The following is a 24,338-nucleotide window of genomic DNA, read 5'->3' as shown; positions in this document are numbered from 1 at the left end:
GCCTAATTGAGAAACAGCCTGTCATCGTCCATGAGGGTGGTCAGATCTCGCATACTAAAGCGCCGCTGCTGGTCAAGCTGCTGCAGATACTGCTTTTCCTGGTAGTAAAGTCGCTTGAGTTCTTCCAGCTCCTGCAAGCAGCCATGCTCTTCCACCAATAAGGCTGAGATATGCTCAGTCTCTTCCGTCAGAATATTTTGCAGGTAGGCGGTAAACAGCGGCGTTTCTGGCCAGGATTGTTTGGCTGTTCGCACCGCTGCATCCCACATATTTAAAAGGTGGCGACAACGCTTTTCACAGATAATGCGCTCTAAGCTCGCGCTGGCGGCTTGAATTGCCAGTTTAGGCCGCAGAATATCCAACTGGGCACGCTCATCCAAATACAGCAGATGCTGAATCTGCTGAACTTCGGTGGGAAATTTGGTGCCCAGATCCCACAGGACTGCCACCAGGTCAAACGCCTCTGGAAGAATGGCCAGTTCGGGGTGGATTTGATCTCCCAGATCGACAGGGATTTGGGAAAACTCCTGCTCAATCGCCAAAATCTCTCGCCATAGAAAGCGATGGTGGGAAAGACAGAACTCCACATCTCTCTGCCGCAGGGCGTCTCGTACCTCAAAGCGCACCTCTGGACAGTGCAGGTAAATGCGCAATAGCTGCTCTTCTGCCGCCTCGCGCAGGGTATAGTCCGCCGGACGCTGCCACTTTTGCGATCGCCCATGCCAGCGCTGACCCCGCACCTGGGTTAAGAGCGCTTCCTCTAGCTGCAGAGTCATACGCGGATCGCCCTGACTCAAGAGTTGGGCGCATTGATGAACATAATGGGTGCGTAAGGCCGCATTGGGCAGCTTTCCCAAAATTGCGGCAATGTCCTGCGAGGCTTGCTGAAACTGATCAGCCTGGCTTAAATCCTGGCGTCGAATAGCGGCCTCAATTTGCCAGTCTACCCAGAGGGGAGCCTCCTCTAGGAGAGCAAAATAGTCATCGGCGCTGTACGCTTGCAAATATTCATCGGCATCCTTCCCATTGGGCAAATTTAAAATTCGCAGCTGCACATCTCCCCGGTAGGCCAGATCCTCAACCTCTGCAATTGCCCGCTCCGCCGCCTTACTGCCAGCGGCATCCGCATCAAAATTGAGGACAACCTGCTTTGACTCGCTATAGCGCAGCAGCAGCCGCACCTGATCGCGGGTCAACGCGGTCCCCATCGAGCCCACGGCATTTTCAATGCCAGCCGCATGGAGCGCAATCACATCGAAGTAGCCTTCTACCACAATGGCGCGGTCTTCTTGAACAATACTTTTACGAGCCTTGTCCAGACCAAACAAAAGCTTGCGCTTATTAAACAGCTCGGTTTCTGGCGAGTTTAAATATTTTGGCTCTTCCCCTGTCAAGGTGCGGCTCCCAAAGCCCACCACCCGCCCTTGGGTGTCATGGATGGGGATCATCAGGCGATCGCGAAATCGATCGTAATATCCTTCCCCCTGACGACGCGGCACAATTAAGCCGGCCTGTTCCACCAGGGTCGCTGGGATGCGCTTTTGCTGAACCAGGGCCTCATACAGGGTCTGCCAGCCGTCCGGCGCATAGCCGATCTGAAAGTGAAGGAGGGTCTGTTGACTGAGTCCACGCTCATGCTGCGCGTAGGCCAGAGCCCCTTTTCCCTGAGGTTGAGTCAGGGCCTGCTGATAGAAGCGGGTGGCTAAGGCCAACACGTCGTACAACTGTTCCCGGAGCGTGAGCTGACGCTGTAACGATTGCCGCTCCTCCTGCTCCAGGGTTTGGACTGGTACCTGGTAACGCTGGGCTAGATCCAGGACAACCTCAGCAAAGGGGCGTTGCTGGATCTCCATGAGAAACTTAAACACGTTCCCCCCAGCCCCGCAGCCAAAGCAGTGGTAAAACTGTTTTTCAGGACTGACCGAAAAGCTAGGAGACTTGTCGTCGTGGAATGGGCAGCAGCCGCTAAACCCTCGCCCCTGCTTTTTTAAAACAACGTGCTCAGAAACCACATCGACAATATCAGCCGCCTGACGAACGGCCTCAATGGTGTCAGGATGAAGGCGAGGAACACTCATGTGGCGGGGAGGATTGATCGGGAATAGCGATAGAGCCTGGGGGCGTCAACCAGCATGCAACGGTGATTGCGATCACGCCAATTCAGCTTGGGTAATCTAGCATAGCAGAGGTTTTTGAACGGGGCCTGCCTGGGTTGTAGCAGCTTAACGGCTCCGGTCAGAGCCCCTTCCTTGAGTTGTCTTACCCCTCGATAGTTATGGCTTGGGATCAACGCTCCACCAACACCCCTTCCAGGGTCTCCAGACCTTCCTCCAGCCAGCGGACAAGGCGCGGTTCTCGAGGGTCCATGGGGCACGGGGTCATCTTGGCGCTGCTGCTGCTGTTGGGATGGGGCGGAGGACACTGGTTTATCCACAACGGCACGATCCAGGGGGTTCCCACCACCATTATTCTCAAATTTCTCACCGACGAAGTCGCTCGTGACGCCTATTTCTCGGACCATAAAGATCTCTTGCACCAGCGACTCAATGAGCTGGGCATTGAGGAAGAGATTAAGGACTTTTACCGGCCCACCATCCCTGACGAGGCGGAGCTGGATCAATATATCCACCAACTTCTGTACGATCGCACCGGCTATGTGGGTCGCAGCTACAAGGTCGTCAACCAGCAGCTAGTTCTCAAAACCAGGCTGGATCAATCCTTTCCCCGCTGGTTTTCCCTCGCCTATCAAGCCGGGATTGTGGTGGGCAGCAAGGAAGATAACGGTCACTGGATCGTCATTACCCCCGATGGAGAATGGATTCCCTACCCCGCCATGGCCACCCTCTATCCCCCGAAAACTCTCCGACGCATGATTCGGCAGAAGAGCCGATCGGATCTATAGTTCCGCGACCGCCCGCTCAATTAGGCGACGGGCTAAGGTTTGGGTGCCAGTATGACCGTAATACTTGGCTGCGATATCCAGAAACGCGCCCAAGTAGTCAGCCTTATCTTCCGTAACCTCAACAAATCGGGTGAGATGATCAATCACCGCTTCTCGCGTCACGCCTCGAGAGGTCACAAAGTGGCTCATCCAGTCTTTGACCGAGCCAAAACTCTGGAGGATGAATCCCTGTTGACCCGCCGGATTGCCCCCTGGAATCAGCTCACTCACGCCTTGGAAGGTTTTATTCTGCTTGAGTTCAGAAGGAGAAAGGCGCTCAAGGGCATCAATTCCTTTCTGAATAAAGTCAGGCCCCAGGGGCACCAGGCCATCGAAGCAGACCAGGGCCGCCATGCGCATCAAGGATTCTCCGCTGTAGTCGCCTAAGGCGGCTACGAAGTCGCCAATGCTGTCTCCTGGGATCCCGTTGATCTGGCAAAAGGCCACGAGTTCCACCACAAGCTTCACGGTCAGATCGATGGACTGAGCCTTCTCGGGCTTGGGGGTGAGCTTATTCATAAATCCCAATAGGGGAACCTTCTGACCCACCTTATTGGCTAAGGCTGCTGTCCCGAGGGCTCCGGAGGCGCTATCCACACTGTCGTAAAGCCACATTGCACGCTGGTAGCCTTGGGATTTGTCATTGTAAAGGTAAACAGCCCGCTCACCAATTTGCTTGATGAGGGCCGGGTCCGTCTCTCCTGTCACGGCTTTGATGGTGTTATCAAAGCCCACCAAATTTTGCCATTCCCCTGGCACCACAAAATCTAGCGAACGGAGGGCAAGGATGTTAATGCCGCTGGTGGGCAGATCATCCACCCGCTTGTAGATGGGTTTACTCATGGTTTCTAGGATGTAATTGTCTAGGGTGTAATTGTCTAGGGTGTAATTGGCGCAAGGGTTCTAACAAGCTCACCCAATCTATTGATGCGATTGTTGATGCTACTGTTGGGCACTCGCCTGCAATTGCCCTAGACCTGATAGATCAAATTTTTGAATCCAGGCTTGACGATCTGCGGCGGTAAAGCTAGGGTCGCGCGATAAAATCTTCACCTGGTAGCGATCGCCCACAAGCACTGAAGTTTGGGTATTGCCCAGGGTGACGGCTGGATATCCAGCAATGGTCTGATTACTCTGGGCATATTTAGCCGCAGCGGTCGGCAAGCTCACGGTGTCGGAAATCGAGAGCATGGCTAATGTCTTGCCAGACTGCTTGAGCTTGGCTTCGGCAAAGCCTTTCTTTTCCTGGGTATAGACCCGCTCGTAGCCCTCGCCAGGCTTGGGGAAAAACTGATTAAATTGACTCCCCTGGGTCGCCTCTTTGACGATGGCCTTCGGGGCATTGCGCTGAGTGCTCTCCGCCTGCACATCGGCATAGGGAGAAGGAGGAGCCTGCTGGCAACCTGTGATCAACAACATGACACAGAGCAGCATGGCCGCCATCAGCCGCTGAAAATTAACCTGCTTCATCTCCTCCTCCTGGGGATATCAAGGTAAACGGGGGGATCGGAACTTTGATCCATAGGCCTAGAATCATTAAGCGATGACATGGATTAAGCCCCGAACTAAATCGCCTCTGTTGACAAGGTAAGGGGTATTTTCAAAACCGGGCCCTAAACTTTGGAAAATACAACAAGTGACCTTGAAGTTCAACGGTTTTTAGATTCAACCCATGGCAGACACTCGGACCCTCGGGCGGTGGATCATTGGAGTGGCGTTGGTCGGCAGCTTGCTAGGCTGCCAATCACAATCCACTTCAGGCCCATCGCCCTTTAAGCTCAAGGTTTCAGCCCAGATCCATGGAAACCTGGTCTACGTTCCCACCGCCATTAACGGTGGCCCGCCTCGTCCCCTCATTTTAGATTCTGGGGCGCAGCCGAGCCTCTTAACCCAGGAGGTGACCCGGCAAGTCGGAGCAACGTCCGCTGGGCCCATCATTATTCACGGCATCGGGGCTGCACCGGTTCAGGCCAAACGCCTGAATCCTCTGCTGTTCGACCTGACCGGGGTTCCACTGCAGCCGAGCCAAGTCCTGGCGATCCCGGACTCTGTATCCCAATCGTTGAGCCAGCAGACCGGCCGACCTTTCCAAGGAATTTTGGGATCTGTTCTTTTTCAATCCTACGTGGTGGAAGTCGATTTCCAGCGTCAAACCCTCCAGCTTCAGTCTCCCAGCACATTTCGCTATTCAGGATCCGGTCAAGTTCTGCCCCTAAAGATCAAGCAGCAGCGTCCCTATCTGGAGGCGACCGTGAGGTGGAATGACCAGGATCAGACTCCAGGCGAGTTTTTGCTGGACTTAGGCAGTACTCAAGCGCTGGATCTTCAGTCTGGTTTATCCCTCGCCGAGGCCCAGCGGTTTCAGGGAGATCCCGAACGCTGGATGATTGGTCTTGGTGGGCAGGAGCGATCGCGGGTGGGCCGGGTTCAGGCTCTTGAGTTGGGCCCCATCACCGTACCCAACCCCATCACTGCCGTCTCCCACCCAGCCTTGCTGAAGGCGGGGCAATCCAAATCACCGCGATCGGGTGTTCCTCTGGCTGGGCGGATTGGCAATCAGATTTTGTCCCGCTTCAAAGTAATTTTCAACTACCATGACCGGGTGGTCATCTTAGAACCGAACGCTCAGGTTCAGGCCCCGTTTTTCGCTGACATGAGCGGTCTGCAGATTCTAGCCGAGGGATCACAGCTCAACGAGTACCGTGTGGCTACCGTCTATCCCCACACCCCGGCCCATCGCCAGGGATTTGCGCCTGGCGATCGCCTGCTCACGATCGACCAAACTTCCGTCTCCACCCTATCCCTTCATCAGGTGAGGCAGCGGTTCATCTCATCCCCTGGAACTGTGCGGCAACTGCAAGTAGAGCGTCGGGGGGCTATTCTGACAAAATCGCTCATTTTGGAGGATCTCCTTCGCTAACACCCAAGGGCAGGATTGGGGCGACGAATCTATGCCTTTAGACTGGACCGCCGCATTCACCGCCGCATTCCACTAGAGAGAAAAATTCACATAAGGGGAAAACCTAACGGCCCTTGGGTTGGGGGCGATTTCAGCGTAGATGACTGAAAAAACTAGACATTTTCCGTTACATCCGACTAAAATGAATGGCCAGGATTCATGAATCCTCTTCAGAATGTTCAACACCCTCCAGGATAAGTACATAATTATGAAAAAAGTGTGGAAAAAGCCTAAGTTAATATCCTTTGGCAGCATCGAGTCCGTAACCCAAATGCAGATTGACGACGTGATTCAGCTGGGTGAATATGTCATTCCCAGCGACAGTCTAGGTTTGTTTTCCAGTCTGCGCCTGTAAGGAGTAAGAGACTTCGCCTGCGCTAGAGGTAATCTTTGCGAAAATCTTTAATGCAGGAGAGTTGGGCCAACTCTTCAGCTCAGGATAAGCGCCATCTTCACGACGGGGGGTGTTTTAGGGCGTTAGTCCACTGAAGAATACTTGCGTAGGGTATGCCTGTGGCGTACATCGTGATTCGTTTTCTAAATTTGTTCGATCGATGTCCTGATCTCTTAGGGATGAGGGCATTTTTTTGTCAGCGTTTTCCTTGATGACCTATCCCCTGCCTTTGTGTAACGGTATCCCTGGTGCAACGTTATACCTATCGAGCCTATGGTCTGACCATTCAGTCAGAAGTTGAAATTCCAGCCTTTTTGCAGGGAACCGGTCCTGCCCAAGTGCAGCTGAGGGTAAACCCCACGGGACAATCGGCCTTGGCACTCCCGAAAGGTCTGGCAAGTCAACCCATCGTTATTCAGCGATCGCCCTCCCACACCCTTTGGATCCACATCCAGAACGTTGGGTGTTTACGGATTCAATCAGGTCACCTCATCGATATTTTTCCTGAACCAGAGGTGTCTCCTCGCCTTCTCGGCATGACCGTCGCTGGTATGGGGATGTCTGCCCTGCTGTATCAGCGTGGCGTTTTAGTGCTCCACGGCAGTGCCGTGAAGGTCGGCAATCAGGCCGTCCTATTTGTGGGGCAATCGGGGGCCGGGAAGTCCTCTGTGGCCCTCGCTCTCCACCAGGCGGGATACTCGATCTTGACGGATGATTTAGCCGCCATTGAAACCCACGGCGGCCCTCCCACCCTCCTACCCGCCTTTCCGCAAATGCGACTCACTCAGGCATCGGCCCAGGCCTTTCAGTTAGATTGGCCCAGGCTGCAGGATCTATCCCCACTCCCCAAGCGTGGCTTTCAATTTACATCCTCATTCTGTGCGGATCCGCTGCCCCTAACGCGCATTTATTTATTACAGCGATCGCAAGATGACATTACCTTGCAGCAGTTGGGAGGGGCTGAATCGATCATGGCTCTGTTGCCCCATGCGGAGGCGATGATGCTTTTTTCCGCCAATCGCCAAGCACCCTTGCAAGCCTGTAGCCAATTAATCCAGAGGGTCCCTCTCACCCTGCTATCACGGCCCTGGGACTGGCAGGCTTGGCCACATTTGCTCCTGCAACTTCAGCAGGATTGGGCCAGAGGGACAACATCCCCTCATCGTTGCCGGGAGGAATCCTAAGATGTCCAGGAAGTCCCGCATGGCGGCAGTGCAGTCCCCCATCATCCCGGTCATTGGCAAGCTGGTGCAGGAAACCCCCGAGGCGATTTCCCTGGGACAGGGGGTGGTGTTCTATCCCCCGCCTCCAGAGATTTATCCCGCCATTGAAAGGGCGATCTCAGACCCTGCGATCCATCGCTATCAAGAGGTTCAGGGGCTGATTCCCCTGCGTCGACTTCTGTGGAGGAAACTCCAGCGTGAGAACCAGCTTCCACTCCAGGGGATTCATCAGGTGGTGGTTACTGCCGGATCCAATATGGGATTTATGAATGCCATCCTGGCGATCACAGAACCTGGCGACGACATCCTGCTCCTGACGCCCTACTACTTTAACCATGAAATGGCGGTGCGGATGGCGGGCTGTCATCCGCGGCTGGTGGCCACCGACGAGAACTATCAGCCCTCCCTGGCGGCCATTGTTGCCGCGCTGACTCCTAAAACCCGAGCCATTGTCACTATTTCTCCCAATAATCCCACGGGAATGGTCTATGCACCCCAGACCCTCCAGGCCATTAATCAGCTTTGCCAGGAGCGAGGCCTCTATCACATTAGTGATGAAGCCTACGAATATTTTATCTACGGCGATCGCCCCCACTGCTCACCGGGCTGCTTTGATGAGTCTTACCGCCACACCATTTCTCTCTTCAGCCTGTCCAAGTCCTACGGATTTGCCGGTTGGCGAATTGGCTACATGGCCATTCCCGCGGCCTTGCAATCCGCCATGCAAAAAATTCAGGACACCCTCTTGATCTGTCCTACCGTTCTGGCCCAGTGTGCCGCCTTGGCTGCCCTGCAGGTGGGACGATCCTACCCTCAATCCCATCTGCCGGCCCTGCGTCGGGTTCGTCAGACCGTGCTGGCCCAGCTGGCAACCCTAGGCGATGGCTGCCAGCTAGGCCAGCCAGACGGCGCCTTTTACGTGCTGGCCCGCATTCCAGAGACGGTCTGGCCAGGGCAGCAACCCCATCAGGTCATGGCGCTGGTGAAGACCCTGATTCGTCAGTACGGCGTGGCCGTTATTCCTGGGTTTGCCTTTGGGCAGACTTCAGGCTGCACGCTTCGCATTGCCTACGGAGCCCTGGCCCCTGACACCGTCAGTCAGGGCATTGATCGGCTGGTCACCGGACTGCGATCGCTCAGCGCATCCCCCCCTTCGTATCCAAGGGATTGATCTGGAGGGGAAGCGTAAACCGACTCAGGCTGCGGCCGTCCTCTAGGCGATGGAACTCCAGCTTGCCCCCCAGCCATTGAATAATGGTTTGGCAAGCATGGAGGCGACGCCCAGCGCCACTGTCGGCTGGAGAGGAGACCAGGCGATTGCGATGATGCCCCAGCTTCAGGTCCAGCAGGAGACGAGAGTCCCACTGACCATTGTCCGTAATGGATAACTCTAACCACTCAGGATGCTCAGATCGACTCCAAAGGTCAATGCGCCCACCCGGCTTGGAACGCTCACAGGCTTCTCTGAGCACCTCATCGAGCACCATTTGTAAATGTGGCTTTGAGCTGTTGAGGGTTACATTCGACTGGGTCAGATGGTGCACTTGCGACCAGATCTGGCGAGCTTGAAATGCATCTTCCAGTCCATCCAACACCTCACGCAGCAGGCGAACGAGGGAAATTGTCTCTGACTGTAGCGTTAGCGCCCAACTGTCTTGGGCACACAAGGTCTGAATCGCTTGCATGTCTCGCTCCGCTGCCTGAGGGCTAGCCAGCGATTGCCCAGGACCAAGGGGATGGAGATGGGCCTGGAGGCTCTGACAGTGCAGATTCAGCACCTTTTGCTGATACCAGATAAAGGTCTCCAGTTGACTGTTAATCTGGCGCCAGCGATCGTTGAGCTGGGTACTCCAGAGCACCCAGGCGATCTGCTGGGCAAAATCCTGGAGATTATCATGTTCAATCCCCTGCCACTCTTGAGGGGAAGGGAGCGCCACCAGAATCGCCCCCAGGACAGTTTGCTTCGGCTGGGGCTGGATAGGCCATAGCTGTAACGGGCAATCCAAGGGCGCCGTCAGCCATGCCTGGGTTTGAGTCGTCAGGTCCCGATAGACAAAGGAGAGGGCCTGCCCATCGACAGCCTGGGATTTCCCCTGGGCGATGACTGCCTGCAGGAGGGGATCGCTCAGATCGACCTTCGTCCCTGGATCGAGCTGAAATTCAGGCTGACTCACCTGAACCGCCTGCACCTTGGCATAGCTGCGGTGGGGGGACCACAGCAGAATGCCCACCAGGGGCACCTTCAGCAAATCTCGCAAGGATTGGACGGATTGGGTGGCAAGATCGTGGCTGGATCGAGCAGATTGAAGATTGCGCAGACCTTCCCGAAAGAGCGCCTGCAGCCTTTGGTTGCGCAGCAGATCCACATGAACTTGGTGCTTCTCCTGATGGGATTGGAACGCCTGGGCAATCTCCTGGAGCGCTTTGATTTCCTCTGGGGTCCAGGGGCGAGGAACGTCCCGACCGACCAGGATGATGGATTGCAGCGATCGCACCGGGGCCGCGCGGGCAATGAGGGCGCTTTGCAGATCCAAGGACTGGAGCGCTTCTTTCCAGGAAACCAAGCGTAGATCTTCAATCAGATCATCAATGGCCACTGCCTGCTCACTCCGAGAGAGCAGCTTAAAGTCCACCTGGCTCAAGGGGGGCAGCGTGCTTACAAACTCTGGGATGCTCCGACGACTTGAGGATTGGGCCAGCAGAATCTCAAAGCTCTGGGTCTCCTCATCACAGCGCAAGAGCAAAACCCACCGAGCTTTGAACAGCCGTTCAATCTCCATGAAGTAGCGTTTGATTCCACTTTCCCATGCGGCTGGGTCGCTCTGGGGAGAGGGCAGGGACAAAAGACCGCGATCCTCTTGGGTCCCTGGCAGGGCAGAAATCTCTTCCTCACTTGGGGGAGGCCAGATCAGTTGCAATAGGTTGGCCGCAATCCCCAGTGAGGCTTTCTCTAGCTCCGTCCAGTTTCTGGGTTGGGGATGGCTGAGAAATAAAAATCCCTGTAATGCTTGCTGAACCAAGATAGGCTGGAGCAGCAGTGATCGTGCCTCCAAGTGCTGGGTTAGGGGAGCCGGAGCGCGTAAATCTACGCTGGCCTGGACATCACTGATCGCCAGGAGGCTCTGGCTGGCCAGATATCGGAAAAAGCTGGAATTTTGCCGAGCCGACAGACGATGTTCCCGAGCCTTACCGCGATTGCTCCGCCGATCTTTGGGATCTAGAAAAGTGGGACTCACCCAGTCCTGGGATGCTTCATCCAGGTAGTAATATCCACAGCTGAACTCAGGATGCTGCCGCTGCAGATAGCTCAGCACCTGAGCCATCTGCAGGTCAAAGGCAGTCAGCTGAGTCAGGATCGTCAACAGTGGTGGGAGTTCAGCGGATAGGGATGCCTGACCCTGTCGCGGTTGGGGGACCATCGGATTGATCGGTATGCTATGCAACACCATTCCCAGCGTCCCGGCCAGAATAGAAACATGAGTTCTCTCCGGTTTTCGCGGGTTAATGCCCCAGTGGGTCGACCCCACCAGCAGCATCCCCACGGGCTCTTTGCAGTGATGAATGGGCTGGAGAATCGCCCCTTGAGTCCCAGTCCGTTTCGCTAGCTTTTGCCATCGTCCCACGCGAGTTTCATCCTGCAGGCTAGGAACGATGGCCGGTCGGCGTGTGAGCAGAGTTTGATCAAACAAATCCCCAGCTAAAACCGTCAGCGTCTCCCGAACCGGCTGTCGACTGGAAAATTGCTGGTAGTCTCCGGTTAAAGCTTGGGTTTCAGGATCGAAGCGGGCCAGCCAGACGAGGGGGTATCCAAAGTGAGCTTGTAAATAGCCACTCAAAGCTTGCAGAAGAGCGGTTTCATCCTTGGCCGATTGGAGCTGAGCCAAGATTTGCTGCAAACTCTCCAGATCCTGACTAAGTTCACCACGAGGTATGGATTGAGTCATAGAACAAGAATGCTCCCTACTCCCTTCGGTATTTGATGCATTGGCGGTCGCCCTTCCCCCTAGAGTGATCCGTCAGCCACAGATCTCCGACAGACGGATTAAAATTGCGTGGAATTACGCCCCGTCGATCCCCTCACATTCCGGGATCCGTGAGATCACGGAGGGTTTCAGTTTCGGTAACTGAGACTGTGACAAAACCTTTCCCTGTCATAATGGGCCTACCTCTGACCCACCCAGATCATGTCCCATGCGAAATGTCTCGCCGTCTCAGACGCTTCCCATCGTTTTAAGCAGCCTAGCGCTGAGCGCTCTTGCTCTTTCCGGCTGCTCCGGTGCCGTGCAGATGGAATCCGCCGCACCCGACAGCGGAGAGGTCTCCGCTGAGCGCAATCAAGATCTCGCCCAAGAATCCACGGCCCCAGATCCCAATCAGTCTGCAGAGGCCCAAGGCAATAGCCTGTCTAGAGGCAGCAATCCCCCTAGAACGGCCCCAAAGCTGATTAAAACTGCAAACTTAACGCTGCGCGTGGAGTCGGTCTCAACCGCCATCGACACTGTGCGCTCCCTGCTGCAAACCGAGCAGGGGGATCTGATCAATCTCCAGGATCAGCGTCCCCAACGAGCGGGCGATCGCGCCACTGCCTCTCTGGTCCTCAGGGTTCCCCAGGATCGCCTGGAGTCCGTTTTGAGCCAGCTCGAAACCCTGGGCACCGTTCAAGAGCAATCTATTCAAGCCGAGGATGTCTCCAATCAGCTTGTTGATGCCCAGGCCAACAAACTCTGGGATGCTCCGACGACTTGAGGATTGGGCCAGCAGAATCTCAAAGCTCTGGGTCTCCTCATCACAGCGCAAGAGCAAAACCCACCGAGCTTTGAACAGCCGTTCAATCTCCATGAAGTAGCGTTTGATTCCACTTTCCCATGCGGCTGGGTCGCTCTGGGGAGAGGGCAGGGACAAAAGACCGCGATCCTCTTGGGTCCCTGGCAGGGCAGAAATCTCTTCCTCACTTGGGGGAGGCCAGATCAGTTGCAATAGGTTGGCCGCAATCCCCAGTGAGGCTTTCTCTAGCTCCGTCCAGTTTCTGGGTTGGGGATGGCTGAGAAATAAAAATCCCTGTAATGCTTGCTGAACCAAGATAGGCTGGAGCAGCAGTGATCGTGCCTCCAAGTGCTGGGTTAGGGGAGCCGGAGCGCGTAAATCTACGCTGGCCTGGACATCACTGATCGCCAGGAGGCTCTGGCTGGCCAGATATCGGAAAAAGCTGGAATTTTGCCGAGCCGACAGACGATGTTCCCGAGCCTTACCGCGATTGCTCCGCCGATCTTTGGGATCTAGAAAAGTGGGACTCACCCAGTCCTGGGATGCTTCATCCAGGTAGTAATATCCACAGCTGAACTCAGGATGCTGCCGCTGCAGATAGCTCAGCACCTGAGCCATCTGCAGGTCAAAGGCAGTCAGCTGAGTCAGGATCGTCAACAGTGGTGGGAGTTCAGCGGATAGGGATGCCTGACCCTGTCGCGGTTGGGGGACCATCGGATTGATCGGTATGCTATGCAACACCATTCCCAGCGTCCCGGCCAGAATAGAAACATGAGTTCTCTCCGGTTTTCGCGGGTTAATGCCCCAGTGGGTCGACCCCACCAGCAGCATCCCCACGGGCTCTTTGCAGTGATGAATGGGCTGGAGAATCGCCCCTTGAGTCCCAGTCCGTTTCGCTAGCTTTTGCCATCGTCCCACGCGAGTTTCATCCTGCAGGCTAGGAACGATGGCCGGTCGGCGTGTGAGCAGAGTTTGATCAAACAAATCCCCAGCTAAAACCGTCAGCGTCTCCCGAACCGGCTGTCGACTGGAAAATTGCTGGTAGTCTCCGGTTAAAGCTTGGGTTTCAGGATCGAAGCGGGCCAGCCAGACGAGGGGGTATCCAAAGTGAGCTTGTAAATAGCCACTCAAAGCTTGCAGAAGAGCGGTTTCATCCTTGGCCGATTGGAGCTGAGCCAAGATTTGCTGCAAACTCTCCAGATCCTGACTAAGTTCACCACGAGGTATGGATTGAGTCATAGAACAAGAATGCTCCCTACTCCCTTCGGTATTTGATGCATTGGCGGTCGCCCTTCCCCCTAGAGTGATCCGTCAGCCACAGATCTCCGACAGACGGATTAAAATTGCGTGGAATTACGCCCCGTCGATCCCCTCACATTCCGGGATCCGTGAGATCACGGAGGGTTTCAGTTTCGGTAACTGAGACTGTGACAAAACCTTTCCCTGTCATAATGGGCCTACCTCTGACCCACCCAGATCATGTCCCATGCGAAATGTCTCGCCGTCTCAGACGCTTCCCATCGTTTTAAGCAGCCTAGCGCTGAGCGCTCTTGCTCTTTCCGGCTGCTCCGGTGCCGTGCAGATGGAATCCGCCGCACCCGACAGCGGAGAGGTCTCCGCTGAGCGCAATCAAGATCTCGCCCAAGAATCCACGGCCCCAGATCCCAATCAGTCTGCAGAGGCCCAAGGCAATAGCCTGTCTAGAGGCAGCAATCCCCCTAGAACGGCCCCAAAGCTGATTAAAACTGCAAACTTAACGCTGCGCGTGGAGTCGGTCTCAACCGCCATCGACACTGTGCGCTCCCTGCTGCAAACCGAGCAGGGGGATCTGATCAATCTCCAGGATCAGCGTCCCCAACGAGCGGGCGATCGCGCCACTGCCTCTCTGGTCCTCAGGGTTCCCCAGGATCGCCTGGAGTCCGTTTTGAGCCAGCTCGAAACCCTGGGCACCGTTCAAGAGCAATCTATTCAAGCCGAGGATGTCTCCAATCAGCTTGTTGATGCCCAGGCCAGGCTGAGAAATCTCAGAAAGGAGGAGGAAACCGTGCTGGAAATCCTGGAGCGGTCCGGAGAAATCTCGGAGGTGCTTTCGGTATCCCAGGAACTGAGCCGCATTCGCGAAGCCATTGAAACCCTTGAGGCGCGGCTGAAAAGCCTCAACACTCAGGTTGCGTTTTCAACCATTCGTTTAAGCCTGGAGGCAACGGCCACCAGCCTGCCGCCGGAGGCCAGACTGGGCGTACAGGTCAAAGACACCTGGAATCAGGCCACCCATGCCCTCGGCTCGGTCACTGTGGGACTACTCAAACTCAGCATTTGGTTGCTGACCTTTAGCCCCTACATTGTGGCGCTCGGTCTTTTCGGCTGGGGTCTTCGTCGCTTGCGGAACCGTCCCCGCCCCCAATCAGCGCAGTCCTCGCGAGATCTCAGTGAGCCGCAGCCCTAACCTCTCGTGCAGAAACCAGGACTTAAATTTGACCCGCCGCGATCCAAAACAGCCCATCTACCACCAAAGTACAGAGAATTGCGCCAGAAAAGGCCCACCAGTGAATGCTCTGGGGGGATCCTTGCCGTACAGATTTAATCAGCACCAAGGGCAACAGTCCCCCAGTGAGCAAGATCGCAATTAGCACTCCTGCCCAACCTAGGGCCCAGGGCGTTTGCATGCTAGCGAGTGCAAACTGCAAAATGGAACGTCCCAGATCGGGATCAACCAGCATGACGCTGCGCCAGTAGGGAATGAGATCCACCAAATAAAAGTAAATATCGGTAATCGCCGTGCCCAGGAGCGACCCCAGATAGAAAAAGCCTCCCACTCGCCACTGCCCCCGACGCAGCATCCAAACCACCAGGGGTAGACCAATGGCCTCTACCGGCAGATGTAGCAAAGGCTCCCACCGCAGCCATCCCCAGTAGAGAGACCCTGCTAGCCAGGTTAGGGTGAATCCCCAAAGTAAGTCCCCCCAGCGGTTGGTTGGATTACGGTGCTCTAACCCCCAACTTAGAATGGCCCAGAAGGGCGCGATCGCCAGACTAATCCAGGGATAGCTACGCACAAGCGGAGCTTCCACAAACACAGGCACAGAAACCAGGAAACTCGCCGCCCCAAACAGATGCCATCCCTTCCAGCGATCCCGTTGCCAGGCCAGCGGTGTGACGGGAGGCTCAAGGCATTGAGGGGGAAATCCTTGAATGATTGAGGAGTCTGTCATCAAATTTTGCGCTTCTAAGGTCTGCCCCGATCGCGACGGAAGAGTATTAATCAAGATTTATATTAAGTTTCCTAACGGCTCTCATATTAACACGTCTCTCCAAAAGCCCTCCGGGGGGATTTTGGGATCTCACCCTGGATCACCCCTCAGAAATCAGTACCTCTACTAGGAGTTACCTAGAGTCGCGGGCGACGCAAAAAGTCACTAGAGTCAGTGGATAATCCGCATTTATAAAATCACGGACGGTAATTGAGTCCCATTATAAGAATTTAGGCCTCCGGCGAGGGCCATGTGGAGATCTATCTCTGGGCATCACGGATTATCACATTTTCTTTACATTGCTTAATCTGACGCGGTTCTGATTAGAATGGTCCTGGCTGAGAGCCTTACACCCTTGTCCCAGCGCTTGTCCCAGTTTGGCCCCTTCCCTGAGGGCAAAATACTCGTGCTTGCAACCAATTCAAGGTATTTTAAGGGGCGCATTGTATTTAGAAGAAGTGAAGCCTCGATGGACATGTCTGAATCCCCTGGACTGATAGTGAGTTTGCTGCAGGCTCTCGTTTTGGGCCTGGTTCAAGGGATCACAGAGTTTTTACCCATTAGCAGCACGGCCCATCTTTTAATCTGGACCAAAGTGTTTCACTGGCAGATGCTCGGGGAGAAATACTTTGTCGATGCCATCCAGTTTGGAAGCGTCATTGCCGTTGTTCTCTACTTTCGTCGCGATATTCAAGCCATTCTGATTGGAAGTTGGCAAGCCTACCAGGCAAAAAATTGGCATCGCGAGGAGTGGAAAATTTTCCTGGGCATCGTAATTGGCACGGTTCCGGCCCTAGCGGGAGGGATGATTTACAAAATATTTTTGCCCGAGGCTACCCAAACAATCTTAGAGGGGGCCATGGTGATCAGCGTTATGTCCATCGTCATGGCGCTGCTGCTGGGCCTGGCCGAAACCTTTGGGCAGCATAAACGAGATTTTAATCAGCTCACCTTGCAAGATGGCCTTGGAGTGGGTCTGGGACAGATGCTGGCCCTCATTCCAGGGGCCTCACGATCGGGATCGACGATTACCACTGCACTGTTTCTCGGACTGAAGCGAGATACTGCCGCACGATTTTCATTTTTGCTGGGGCTACCGACGCTGACGCTCGCGACCCTCTACCAGTCCCTAGAGATTGTGCACCACCTCAATGCGCTGCCGGCCTTACTCATTGGCATCACCTCGACCTTTATCTTTTCCTATCTTTCTATTGCGTGGCTCTTGCAATATTTGCGGCGGCAAAGCGCCTGGATTTTTGTGTGGTACCGGCTTGGCTTTGGGCTGGCGCTGATCAGTGCGATTGGGGCTGGGGTCATCTCCATGACGTAACCCATCCATGACCTAACCCACCCATGGCGTTGCCTTAAACCCTTTAAGATAGAGAGGTGAACGCCCCCTATCCGTTAGTCGCTCCCATGGGCCTATCGACCATTCAGCCTGCCAAAATCACCCGTGTGTTGCCCCAATCTATTGCTGAGGAGGTCGGGTTTGAAGCGGGCGATCGCCTGGTGTCCATTAATCAGCAGCAGCCCCGAGACCTGATTGACTACAAGTTTCTATGCGCCGATGAGTGGCTAGAGCTGGAAGTCATTGATTGCAACGGTCATCAGCACAGGGTCGAAATTGAAAAGGACTTTGATCAAGACCTTGGGCTTGAGTTTGAGTCAGCCCTCTTCGATCAGCTCATTCAATGCAACAATCGCTGCCCCTTTTGCTTTATAGATCAGCAGCCCCCCGGCAAACGAGAAACACTCTATCTTAAGGACGATGACTATCGTCTGAGCTTTCTTTACGGAAGCTACTTAACCCTGACCAACTTAACAGCACGGGAATGGCGACGTATCGAGCAGCTGCGGCTCTCGCCTCTCTACGTATCCGTTCACGCGACAGAGCCGGAGGTACGCCGTCGTCTGCTTAAAAATGAGCGAGCTGGAGAAATTCTGCAGCAGCTAACCTGGTTCCGGGAACGGCGACTCCAAATTCATGCCCAGGTGGTTTTGTGTCCCGGTATTAACGATGGCGTGCACCTAGAGCGCACCCTGCTGGATCTGGCTCAATTTCATCAAGGGGATCTGCCCACGGTTTCTTCCGTGGCGGTCGTTCCAGTTGGGCTGACCCGCTTTCGGCCTGCCGAGGATGATCTGGTAGCCGTCACGCCCGTCAAGGCTCGGGAGGTGATTCAACAGGTAGAGCAGCTCCAACACCAGTTTCAAGACCGGTTTAATTCTCACTTTGCCTGGCTAGCCGATGAGTGGTTTTTACTTGCGGGGCAACCCTTGCCTCCCGCCTCCTTCTATGAAGGGTATCCCCAGATTGACAATGGCGTCGGTTCCATTCGCCTGTTTCTAGAGCAGTTTCAGCGGGCGGCGCACAGTCTGCCCGATCAGGTGTCACCCCCCCGCCATCTGACCTGGGTCGTTGGCAATACGGTGGAGAAGGCCTTTGCCCCTATTGTCAGTCAGCTCAATGCCGTTCAAGGCTTGACGGTTCACCTAGCAGCCCTGAATAGTCTCTATTGGGGACAGTCGATGACCGTGACGGGTCTACTGACAGGATTTGACCTGATCCATCATCTCCAAGACCAGCCCTTGGGCGATGCCCTCCTGCTGCCCTCCCTGATGCTCAAGCATGGAACAGAACAGTTTTTAGACGACCAGACCCTCGATCAGGTGGCCGCAACCCTGAACACGTCGATTCAAGTTGTGCAGGGAGGGGCGCAGGCACTCATCGAGGCCTGCATTCAGTTTCCTGCGGTGGCACGCTGAGGCAACGCCTTCGGCTGCGTCTCCATTGCCGTCTGAGACTGTTTCAAAAAGGCTAGGACATCGGGACGACAGGCCGCTAGGGTGGCCGCTGCCGCGCTCCCCAGCGTCGAACGTTTCTCCAGGCTGTCCAGGGATACACTGAAGCTCGTGAGGGGGTCATTCAAGTGGGGTAAGGCCAAAATCTTTAAAGTATTTCCAACTCGTTTACCCGTAAAGCAGCTGTACTCGGACTGCGGATAATAAAAGGCGCCCACTAAAGACTCGCCTTGCTCTGTAAAAATCAAATAGCCCTGGCTAGGTTGATTAGGCTGAGGCGATTCAGCGTACACCTGAACCGTGGGTGGAGAGTCGGGCTGGGGCGCAGCCAGAGAGGACAAGGGGGCAAGGATCGCACTTCCCAGCAATAAACCGCCAGCGCCCAAGGAGGTGGCGAGCGTCGAGAAGCAATGAGCTGAAAGAGGCATGGATACAACTCCTGGAAGCTGAAGCAGCAGCAAATTTATTCTCCGGGGTGTTGGGGTCAGCTCAAGTGACTGAGTACAGCACGACGGGGTGAATCTGTTCACATTCTTAGTGTGAGCGGGATCACCCTGGCCCGTTTCTGACAATAGCCAACCTCCTGAACTGGCATATCAGTTCAAGGGCAAACCAAGCAATTGTGTCAGACTAGATTCACCGCTCGCCGCCGCCATACTCACCGGCCGTTTAGCAGCCAGAAGTTCAGCCTCAAAAACGCTGACATGCCCTTCTCCAGGACCTTCCAGAGTTTTTGTCAGTAGTTTCTGTCAGCCATCGCGAGATAGGGATGCCAGATTTAATCGGACGCCTCCGCAAACTCTGCGTCGCCATCGTCCTCCGATGGCGGAACCAGAGTCACCGCAGCGATAGAGTCCTCGGTGTCAAGCCGCTGCACCCGCACGCCAGTGGCACTTCGAGATTGGGAGGAAATGGCATCGACTGCTTGGCGAATCACCACGCCACGGCTGGTGATCAACATCAGCTCGTCCCCTGGATGAACAATTCGCAGGGAGGCCACGTAGTCTTTCTGCTTGAGTTTTTTAAACTTCGTGGAGGTAACGCCCTTGCCAGCTCGTCGCTGGAGCCGAAACTGCGAAACCGGCACTCGCTTGCCATAGCCCTGGGTGGTAATCACCAACACCCAGGGACCAGCCGTCTCTTCAATGATTTCTTCCTCCACTTCGAGATCGGGGGCATCCTCCTCCAGCGTTTCATCGAGTCCGGCGGTAACCGCACCGGCAATGACATCCATTCCAATGAGAAGATCTCCGGTCTTTAGCTTCATGGCCTTAACCCCGCGGGTGGCTCTTCCCAGGGGCCGCAGCTGTTCATGATCTGCACGAAAATGAATTGCCATTCCTTGGTGTGTACCAATGATGATGGTGTCTTCCTCCCTGGCGCGTCTAACCCAGCGAAGCTGATCGTCTTCCTCTAGAGCAATGGCAATTAGGCCATTGGTGCGAATGTTGCTAAAGGCAGACAAGGCCGTTTTTTTGATATAGCCATTGCTGGTCATCATGACTAAATATTCATCCTCGGTAAACTCACTAACGGCTAAGACCGAGGTGATTTTTTCCTCCCGTGGAATTGGCAGCAGCTGCACCAGGGGCACTCCCCGCGAGGCGCGAGATCCCATGGGAATCTGATAGGCCTTGAGGCTGTACACAACGCCGCGATCGCTAAAAAAGAGGATGCTATCGTGATCGCAGCAGGCAAAGAAATGCTCCACGGCATCGTCTTCCTTAATGCGAGCACCGGCGCGGCCCCTTGTGGCTCGATTTTGGGCCTCAAAGGTACTGATGGGCATGCGCTTGATGTAGCCCTGTTCCGTCAGCAGAACCACCGACTGTTCATTGGCAATGAGGTCCATATCATCAAGCTCACCCATGGTCAGCTCAATAACGGTGCGACGCGGCGTTGCAAACTTTGCCTTAATCTGGCCAATCTCATCCTCGATAATGGCCAGACGCCGTTCTCGACGGGCCAGAACATCTTCTAGATCCGCAATTTGCGTCAGCAGGTCCTCGTGCTCACGCTGAATTTTCTCGGCCTCTAAGGCGGTTAGACGACGCAACTGCATCTGAAGAATCGCGTCAGATTGGGATTCCGAGAGCGCATAGCGGCTCATCAGCTCCTGCCTGGCCACGCTGGCATCGGCGGCATGACGGATCAAGTGAATCACCTCATCTAGATTTTCCAGGGCAATGAGCAGCCCTTGCAGGAGGTGATCGCGCTCTTGGGCCTTCCGAAGCTTGAAGCGGGTGCGACGCATGATGGCGTCTTCCCGAAAGTCTAGAAACACGCTCAGAAACAGCTTCAGGTTCAAAAGCTGGGGATCACTGCTCACCAGGGCCAGCATGTTCGCCCCAAAATTGGATTGCAGTGGCGTTTGCTTATAGAGATTATTGAGGACCACCTGGGGATAGGCATCTCGCTTGAGCTCAATGACAATCCGCATTCCATCGCGATCGCTCTCATCCCGAATATCGGCAATGCCCTCCAGTCGCTTCTCATTCACCAGCTCCGCGATTTTCTCGATCAGGGCGGCCTTATTGGTTTGGTAGGGCAGCTCTGTAATGATGATCGTTTCCCGATCCGGGCGTCCCCGCTGCTCCTGGGTTTCAATGCTGGCCACCCCGCGCATCGTAATCGAGCCCCGGCCAGAGGTGTAGGCTTCGCGGATCCCTGAGGTGCCCAGAATTTTGCCCCCTGTGGGAAAGTCCGGTCCCGGAATGAACTTCATCAACTCCCCATCGGTAATCTCAGGGTTGTGGATCAGGGCTGTCAAACCATCGATGACTTCGCCAAGATTATGGGGTGGAATGTTGGTGGCCATGCCCACCGCAATCCCCGACGAACCATTCACCAGCAGCTGCGGAATTCGGGCGGGAAGAACCAGGGGCTCTTGCTGGGAACCATCAAAATTATCGGCAAAGTCAACGGTGTCCTGCTCAATGTCCTGTAGGAGGGCATCACAGCTCAGCGCGTGCAGTCGCGACTCGGTGTATCGCATCGCTGCAGGCGGATCGTTATCGATAGATCCGAAGTTTCCATGACCATTAATCAGCGGATCGCGCATGGAAAAGTCCTGGGCCATGCGCACTAGGGCATCGTATACTGCCGTATCTCCGTGGGGATGGTACTTACCCAGAACTTCCCCCACCACCCGCGCACATTTGCGGAAGGGGCGATCTGGGGTAAGCCCCAGTTCATGCATGGCGTACAAGATGCGTCGATGCACCGGCTTTAAGCCGTCGCGCGCATCTGGCAAGGCTCGGCCCACAATGACGCTCATGGCGTATTCCAGGTAGGACCGAGACATCTCTTCCCTTAAATCCGTTGGAATGATCCGCTCTTGGGCTGGGTCCGGAGAAAAGGTCATAAAACTTCAGCGAATAAAGAACGAAAGACAGCCCAAAAAATGCTATTTTCAGAAGCAGAGGGCAAAACTATCGCAATTTGCCTTTTTGAGGCAGACAGCGGTTAATATTCTACCATCTTTCTAAAGCTATAGGCGGATTGGCCCCAGGTGCGTTGCCAGGGAGTACAGCCCAAACCCAATCAACAAAACACCACTGGTGGGGGTAATCCAGCTTGACCAGCGGCGTAGCTTGAGCAGGTTCTGAATCACCGTTGTAAAGGTTCCGGCGAGAATCAGCGGGGCCGTGTAGCCAAGGGTGTAAGACAGCAGTAAGCCTGCCCCCAGGATGGGATCTTGGGTGCTGGAAATCCAGGCCAGAAGGGTGGCAAGCACCGGTGTGCTACAGGGAGAGGCAATGAGCCCGAAGGTGATGCCTAATAGATAGGTTCGAACTGCGGGGGGAAACGTCTCGGAGATGACCTCGCTGCCGCTCCAGGAGGGAAACCTCAGAGGCAGGGCCTCTAGCAGATTTAAGCCCATCACAATGGCGATGAGACTGACCGCGATCGCGAGTCCATGATTCACCTGTCCGTAGATGCGCCCCAGGGAAGCGGCCCCAACCCCCAGAAGGGTCAGCATGGTGGCCAGTCCTAGGGCAAACCAGGCCGATTGCCAGGCCCCTTGCCAGCGACTTTTAGCCTGATAGCCGCCAATGTAGCCCACGGTAATGGGCAGCATGGAGAGCGTGCAGGGGGTCAAGCTCGTCAGCAGTCCTGCCGTAAAAATCAGGCCGATGCTCAGCGGCGTCAGGTGGTTCAGTTGATGGGCAACCACAGCATTTGCATATTGACTGAGCCAGTAGAGCTGGGCTTGCAGGGCTTCGAGCATGGTCAATGAGACTTAGGACGGTGTTTTAGGTTTTCTCCACTGTAACGTGCAGCCCTCCAAAGGGTTGACCCATGTTGCTGGCCCTTGCAAGTTGGTGAGCCTGCTAAAGGGGCACCTCTGGGATGGCCTCAATAGCGTCAAGAGCAGAGGTGCCGGGGTTGGGGAAAGGGACAGCAGGAAGGCGCTGACAGCGCTCTGCGTAGGCACAGGTGTGGGTCGCTCCAAAGCACTCTCCCTGGGCAAGGGCGACCTTGGGCAGCGATTGTCCCTGGTCATGCTCCTGCAGCCAGCGGTGCAGCTGTTGCAGGTGGGCTGCAATTTCGCAATGGTTGGTCTGATGACGCTGGGCAGAATAGGGAAAGTGATAGACGGGCGCGTCCTGAGGCGATCGACCCTGGGCAAACCAGTAGGTCATCGAAATTTGGTCTGGCCTAAAAGGGCTGGTCTGGGCCAGAAGATAGGGATACAGACGAGTTTGCCAGCTTTGGCTGAGCAGATCGGGGGAATTGGGCTGTCGGAAGCTTTTCCAGTCCACAATTTGGGCTTGGGAGGATCCTACTACCAGTAAGTCAAACACTCCCAGCAGCAAAAATGTCCCGCTTTGCCAGGTGCAGCGGTATTCCGTAAGGCGATCGCCCCTGATCAAGGGGGGCGGCGAGGCCTGAAACGCTTGAAAGCGCTTTCGCAGTCCTGGAGACTGTTCCAAAATTGGTTCAATGGGGAGATCCATCCAGTATTGCTGCATGAGCCGATGAAAGTTTTGCCCCATCCGTTGCTGGCTCTGTTGAGGCGGCAGCAAACTGGGTGCCCCCACCCGATCAAGAAAACGATGCTGAAACAGACGTGGACAAGCGGCCAGGATCTTGAGGTGGGATTGGGAGATCGGAATGAGCGCTGGAGAGGTCACTAGGTATTGCAGTAAGTGGGATGGGGATAGCGCTGATGGGCATTGGCAAACAGCTGTTTGGCCTGGGGCGATCCAATGTAGCGCCAGTGCCAGGGTTCAAAGCTGACACCCTGGCGGTTGCCCTCCGGGAAGGAAAGCTCAAATCCGTAGGTACAGCCATTGTCGAGCAGCCATCGATAGGCAGCGGTGTTCTCCATGGCATACTTCAAGTCTGTATCGGGCTGATCGAGATCGCGAATATCCAGCGTATAGCCCGTGTGGTGCTCGCTATATCCCGGCGGAGCGCTCAGTGTTGCCGCTTCTTGGGCAGACCCTCCATGCCGCTGAATTTGCCGCTCAAAGAGCTGCGCTTGATCGGCAATGGTGCGAAATCCAGAAATAGGACCCAGCCGAATCCCAGAGGCGGCTGCAGCATCCTGCATGGTCCAGAAGGCCTGGGCCACCTCCGGCACCAGCTGCTCAGGGCGATCATAATATTCACCCACCGTCATCAGCTCACCCGTCGCTTCCTGATAGGGCAGATGATTATAGTGTGGCTCCCCGCCACGGGCTGCAACCTGAGGATCGGCAGTGGAGAGGATTGAGGGATTATCGGACAGGGGAGGACTCGCGCTCGGTGTCGGCACTGCTTGGGACGGCTGGGGGGGAGCCGGAGTCGCTGGAATCCGCGGGGGGGATGCTTGCGTGGGGGGCGCGGCGGTCACTCGATCGGGAATATCGTCCACCTGGTTAGGCGGCGCCATCTGGCGCCAGGCAAACAGAACAAGCATGCCAATCCAAACCGTGACGATGGCCGCCAGCAGCGTGAGGGCAATGAACTGAAAAGGGCTATGAATATGCAAACGAGAGCGATGTTTCATGCCGTT

19 protein-coding genes are annotated in these 24,338 nt (G+C 55.3%); 9 read left to right on the top strand and 10 right to left on the bottom strand.

The window, feature by feature from the left end:
- Positions 1-2 precede the first annotated feature (2 nt).
- A complete protein-coding gene (gene dnaG, locus QQ91_RS06810; RefSeq protein WP_166281365.1) occupies positions 3-2,078 on the bottom strand; it encodes a DNA primase in 2,076 nt (691 codons plus the stop codon).
- A 287-nt stretch (positions 2,079-2,365) separates the two neighbouring features.
- Here dnaG and QQ91_RS06805 point away from each other — a divergent pair, with 287 nt between their 5' ends.
- Positions 2,366-2,902 (top strand): hypothetical protein, encoded by a 537-nt coding sequence (locus QQ91_RS06805; RefSeq protein WP_166281363.1) that lies wholly within the window; start codon positions 2,366-2,368, stop codon positions 2,900-2,902.
- Here the strand turns inward: QQ91_RS06805 and QQ91_RS06800 are convergent.
- Both QQ91_RS06800 and QQ91_RS06795 read right to left on the bottom strand, forming a co-directional pair.
- Positions 2,897-3,784 carry a hypothetical protein gene (locus QQ91_RS06800; RefSeq protein WP_166281361.1) on the bottom strand — a complete coding sequence of 296 codons (888 nt, stop codon included), beginning with the start codon at positions 3,782-3,784 and terminating at the stop codon, positions 2,897-2,899. The two genes, QQ91_RS06805 and QQ91_RS06800, sit on opposite strands and share 6 nt — an antisense overlap.
- A 99-nt stretch (positions 3,785-3,883) precedes the next feature.
- Positions 3,884-4,411, bottom strand: coding sequence for a hypothetical protein (locus QQ91_RS06795; RefSeq protein WP_166281359.1), 528 nt, complete (start codon positions 4,409-4,411; stop codon positions 3,884-3,886).
- A 202-nt stretch (positions 4,412-4,613) separates the two neighbouring features.
- Here QQ91_RS06795 and QQ91_RS06790 point away from each other — a divergent pair, with 202 nt between their 5' ends.
- The 4 genes from QQ91_RS06790 (at position 4,614) to QQ91_RS06775 (ending at position 8,688) form a co-directional block, all read left to right on the top strand.
- Positions 4,614-5,861 (top strand): PDZ domain-containing protein, encoded by a 1,248-nt coding sequence (locus QQ91_RS06790; RefSeq protein WP_166281357.1) that lies wholly within the window; start codon positions 4,614-4,616, stop codon positions 5,859-5,861.
- 247 nt (positions 5,862-6,108) lie between these two features.
- Entirely contained in the window at positions 6,109-6,255 is a 147-nt protein-coding gene (locus QQ91_RS06785) for a hypothetical protein (RefSeq protein ID WP_166281355.1), read from the top strand.
- Between the two features lie 287 nt (positions 6,256-6,542).
- Positions 6,543-7,478, top strand: coding sequence for a phosphoenolpyruvate carboxykinase (ATP) (locus QQ91_RS06780; RefSeq protein ID WP_166281353.1), 936 nt, complete (start codon positions 6,543-6,545; stop codon positions 7,476-7,478).
- A 1-nt stretch (position 7,479) separates the two neighbouring features.
- Entirely contained in the window at positions 7,480-8,688 is a 1,209-nt protein-coding gene (locus tag QQ91_RS06775) for a pyridoxal phosphate-dependent aminotransferase (protein WP_166281351.1), read from the top strand.
- Here the strand turns inward: QQ91_RS06775 and QQ91_RS06770 are convergent.
- Positions 8,654-11,461: a hypothetical protein gene (locus tag QQ91_RS06770; RefSeq protein ID WP_166281349.1), complete on the bottom strand. Its 2,808-nt coding sequence runs from the start codon at positions 11,459-11,461 to the stop codon at positions 8,654-8,656. The two genes, QQ91_RS06775 and QQ91_RS06770, sit on opposite strands and share 35 nt — an antisense overlap.
- Positions 11,462-11,708: 247 nt before the next feature.
- On the opposite strand from QQ91_RS06770, the gene QQ91_RS21815 reads away from it, so the two are divergent.
- Both QQ91_RS21815 and QQ91_RS06760 read left to right on the top strand, forming a co-directional pair.
- The gene (locus QQ91_RS21815; protein WP_166281347.1) at positions 11,709-12,263 is read left to right on the top strand and encodes a DUF4349 domain-containing protein; all 555 of its coding nucleotides are present in this window, start codon (positions 11,709-11,711) and stop codon (positions 12,261-12,263) included.
- 1,504 nt (positions 12,264-13,767) lie between these two features.
- A complete protein-coding gene (locus QQ91_RS06760; protein ID WP_166281345.1) occupies positions 13,768-14,727 on the top strand; it encodes a DUF4349 domain-containing protein in 960 nt (319 codons plus the stop codon).
- A 22-nt stretch (positions 14,728-14,749) separates the two neighbouring features.
- Here QQ91_RS06760 and QQ91_RS06755 read toward each other — a convergent pair whose 3' ends face one another.
- Entirely contained in the window at positions 14,750-15,547 is a 798-nt protein-coding gene (locus QQ91_RS06755; protein WP_250833279.1) for a DUF3120 domain-containing protein, read from the bottom strand.
- A gap of 460 nt (positions 15,548-16,007) precedes the next feature.
- On the opposite strand from QQ91_RS06755, the gene QQ91_RS06750 reads away from it, so the two are divergent.
- Together QQ91_RS06750 and QQ91_RS06745 are read left to right on the top strand one after the other, a co-directional pair.
- Entirely contained in the window at positions 16,008-16,862 is an 855-nt protein-coding gene (locus tag QQ91_RS06750; RefSeq protein WP_201277373.1) for an undecaprenyl-diphosphate phosphatase, read from the top strand.
- An 86-nt stretch (positions 16,863-16,948) separates the two neighbouring features.
- Entirely contained in the window at positions 16,949-18,298 is a 1,350-nt protein-coding gene (locus QQ91_RS06745) for a TIGR03279 family radical SAM protein (protein ID WP_166281341.1), read from the top strand.
- On the opposite strand, the gene QQ91_RS06740 is transcribed toward QQ91_RS06745, so the two are convergent.
- From QQ91_RS06740 to QQ91_RS06720, 5 genes are all read right to left on the bottom strand, one after another.
- Positions 18,274-18,762: a hypothetical protein gene (locus QQ91_RS06740; RefSeq protein ID WP_166281339.1), complete on the bottom strand. Its 489-nt coding sequence runs from the start codon at positions 18,760-18,762 to the stop codon at positions 18,274-18,276. The genes QQ91_RS06745 and QQ91_RS06740 overlap by 25 nt on opposite strands.
- Positions 18,763-19,112: 350 nt before the next feature.
- A complete protein-coding gene (gene gyrA / locus QQ91_RS06735) occupies positions 19,113-21,698 on the bottom strand; it encodes a DNA gyrase subunit A (protein ID WP_166281337.1) in 2,586 nt (861 codons plus the stop codon).
- Positions 21,699-21,824: 126 nt separating this feature from the next.
- The gene (locus tag QQ91_RS06730) at positions 21,825-22,565 is read right to left on the bottom strand and encodes a cytochrome c biogenesis protein CcdA (RefSeq protein WP_166281335.1); all 741 of its coding nucleotides are present in this window, start codon (positions 22,563-22,565) and stop codon (positions 21,825-21,827) included.
- 103 nt (positions 22,566-22,668) lie between these two features.
- Positions 22,669-23,472 (bottom strand): PD-(D/E)XK nuclease family protein, encoded by an 804-nt coding sequence (locus tag QQ91_RS06725; RefSeq protein WP_166281333.1) that lies wholly within the window; start codon positions 23,470-23,472, stop codon positions 22,669-22,671.
- Positions 23,472-24,332, bottom strand: coding sequence for a M15 family metallopeptidase (locus QQ91_RS06720; protein WP_166281331.1), 861 nt, complete (start codon positions 24,330-24,332; stop codon positions 23,472-23,474). Before QQ91_RS06720 ends, QQ91_RS06725 begins: the two co-directional genes overlap by 1 nt.
- Between the last annotated feature and the right edge of the window lie 6 nt (positions 24,333-24,338).

It is taken from the genome of Lyngbya confervoides BDU141951 (assembly GCF_000817775.3).
In the GTDB taxonomy this organism is placed as follows: domain Bacteria; phylum Cyanobacteriota; class Cyanobacteriia; order Thermosynechococcales; family Thermosynechococcaceae; genus Lyngbya; species Lyngbya confervoides.
Note: the sequence above shows the minus strand (reverse complement) of the source record. Positions and strands in the feature narration are given on the sequence as shown.

Bases quoted from the DNA above. Each gene is read 5' to 3' on its own strand.
- dnaG (WP_166281365.1), bottom strand. From the start codon at position 2,078: ATGAGTGTTCCTCGCCTTCATCCTGACACCATTGAGGCCGTTCGTCAG.
- QQ91_RS06805 (WP_166281363.1), top strand. From the start codon at position 2,366: ATGGGGCACGGGGTCATCTTGGCGCTGCTGCTGCTGTTGGGATGGGGC.
- QQ91_RS06800 (WP_166281361.1), bottom strand. From the start codon at position 3,784: ATGAGTAAACCCATCTACAAGCGGGTGGATGATCTGCCCACCAGCGGC.
- QQ91_RS06795 (WP_166281359.1), bottom strand. From the start codon at position 4,411: ATGAAGCAGGTTAATTTTCAGCGGCTGATGGCGGCCATGCTGCTCTGT.
- QQ91_RS06790 (WP_166281357.1), top strand. From the start codon at position 4,614: ATGGCAGACACTCGGACCCTCGGGCGGTGGATCATTGGAGTGGCGTTG.
- QQ91_RS06785 (WP_166281355.1), top strand. From the start codon at position 6,109: ATGAAAAAAGTGTGGAAAAAGCCTAAGTTAATATCCTTTGGCAGCATC.
- QQ91_RS06775 (WP_166281351.1), top strand. From the start codon at position 7,480: ATGTCCAGGAAGTCCCGCATGGCGGCAGTGCAGTCCCCCATCATCCCG.
- QQ91_RS06770 (WP_166281349.1), bottom strand. From the start codon at position 11,461: ATGACTCAATCCATACCTCGTGGTGAACTTAGTCAGGATCTGGAGAGT.
- QQ91_RS21815 (WP_166281347.1), top strand. From the start codon at position 11,709: ATGCGAAATGTCTCGCCGTCTCAGACGCTTCCCATCGTTTTAAGCAGC.
- QQ91_RS06760 (WP_166281345.1), top strand. From the start codon at position 13,768: ATGCGAAATGTCTCGCCGTCTCAGACGCTTCCCATCGTTTTAAGCAGC.
- QQ91_RS06750 (WP_201277373.1), top strand. From the start codon at position 16,008: ATGTCTGAATCCCCTGGACTGATAGTGAGTTTGCTGCAGGCTCTCGTT.
- QQ91_RS06745 (WP_166281341.1), top strand. From the start codon at position 16,949: ATGGGCCTATCGACCATTCAGCCTGCCAAAATCACCCGTGTGTTGCCC.
- QQ91_RS06740 (WP_166281339.1), bottom strand. From the start codon at position 18,762: ATGCCTCTTTCAGCTCATTGCTTCTCGACGCTCGCCACCTCCTTGGGC.
- gyrA (WP_166281337.1), bottom strand. From the start codon at position 21,698: ATGACCTTTTCTCCGGACCCAGCCCAAGAGCGGATCATTCCAACGGAT.
- QQ91_RS06730 (WP_166281335.1), bottom strand. From the start codon at position 22,565: ATGCTCGAAGCCCTGCAAGCCCAGCTCTACTGGCTCAGTCAATATGCA.
- QQ91_RS06720 (WP_166281331.1), bottom strand. From the start codon at position 24,332: ATGAAACATCGCTCTCGTTTGCATATTCATAGCCCTTTTCAGTTCATT.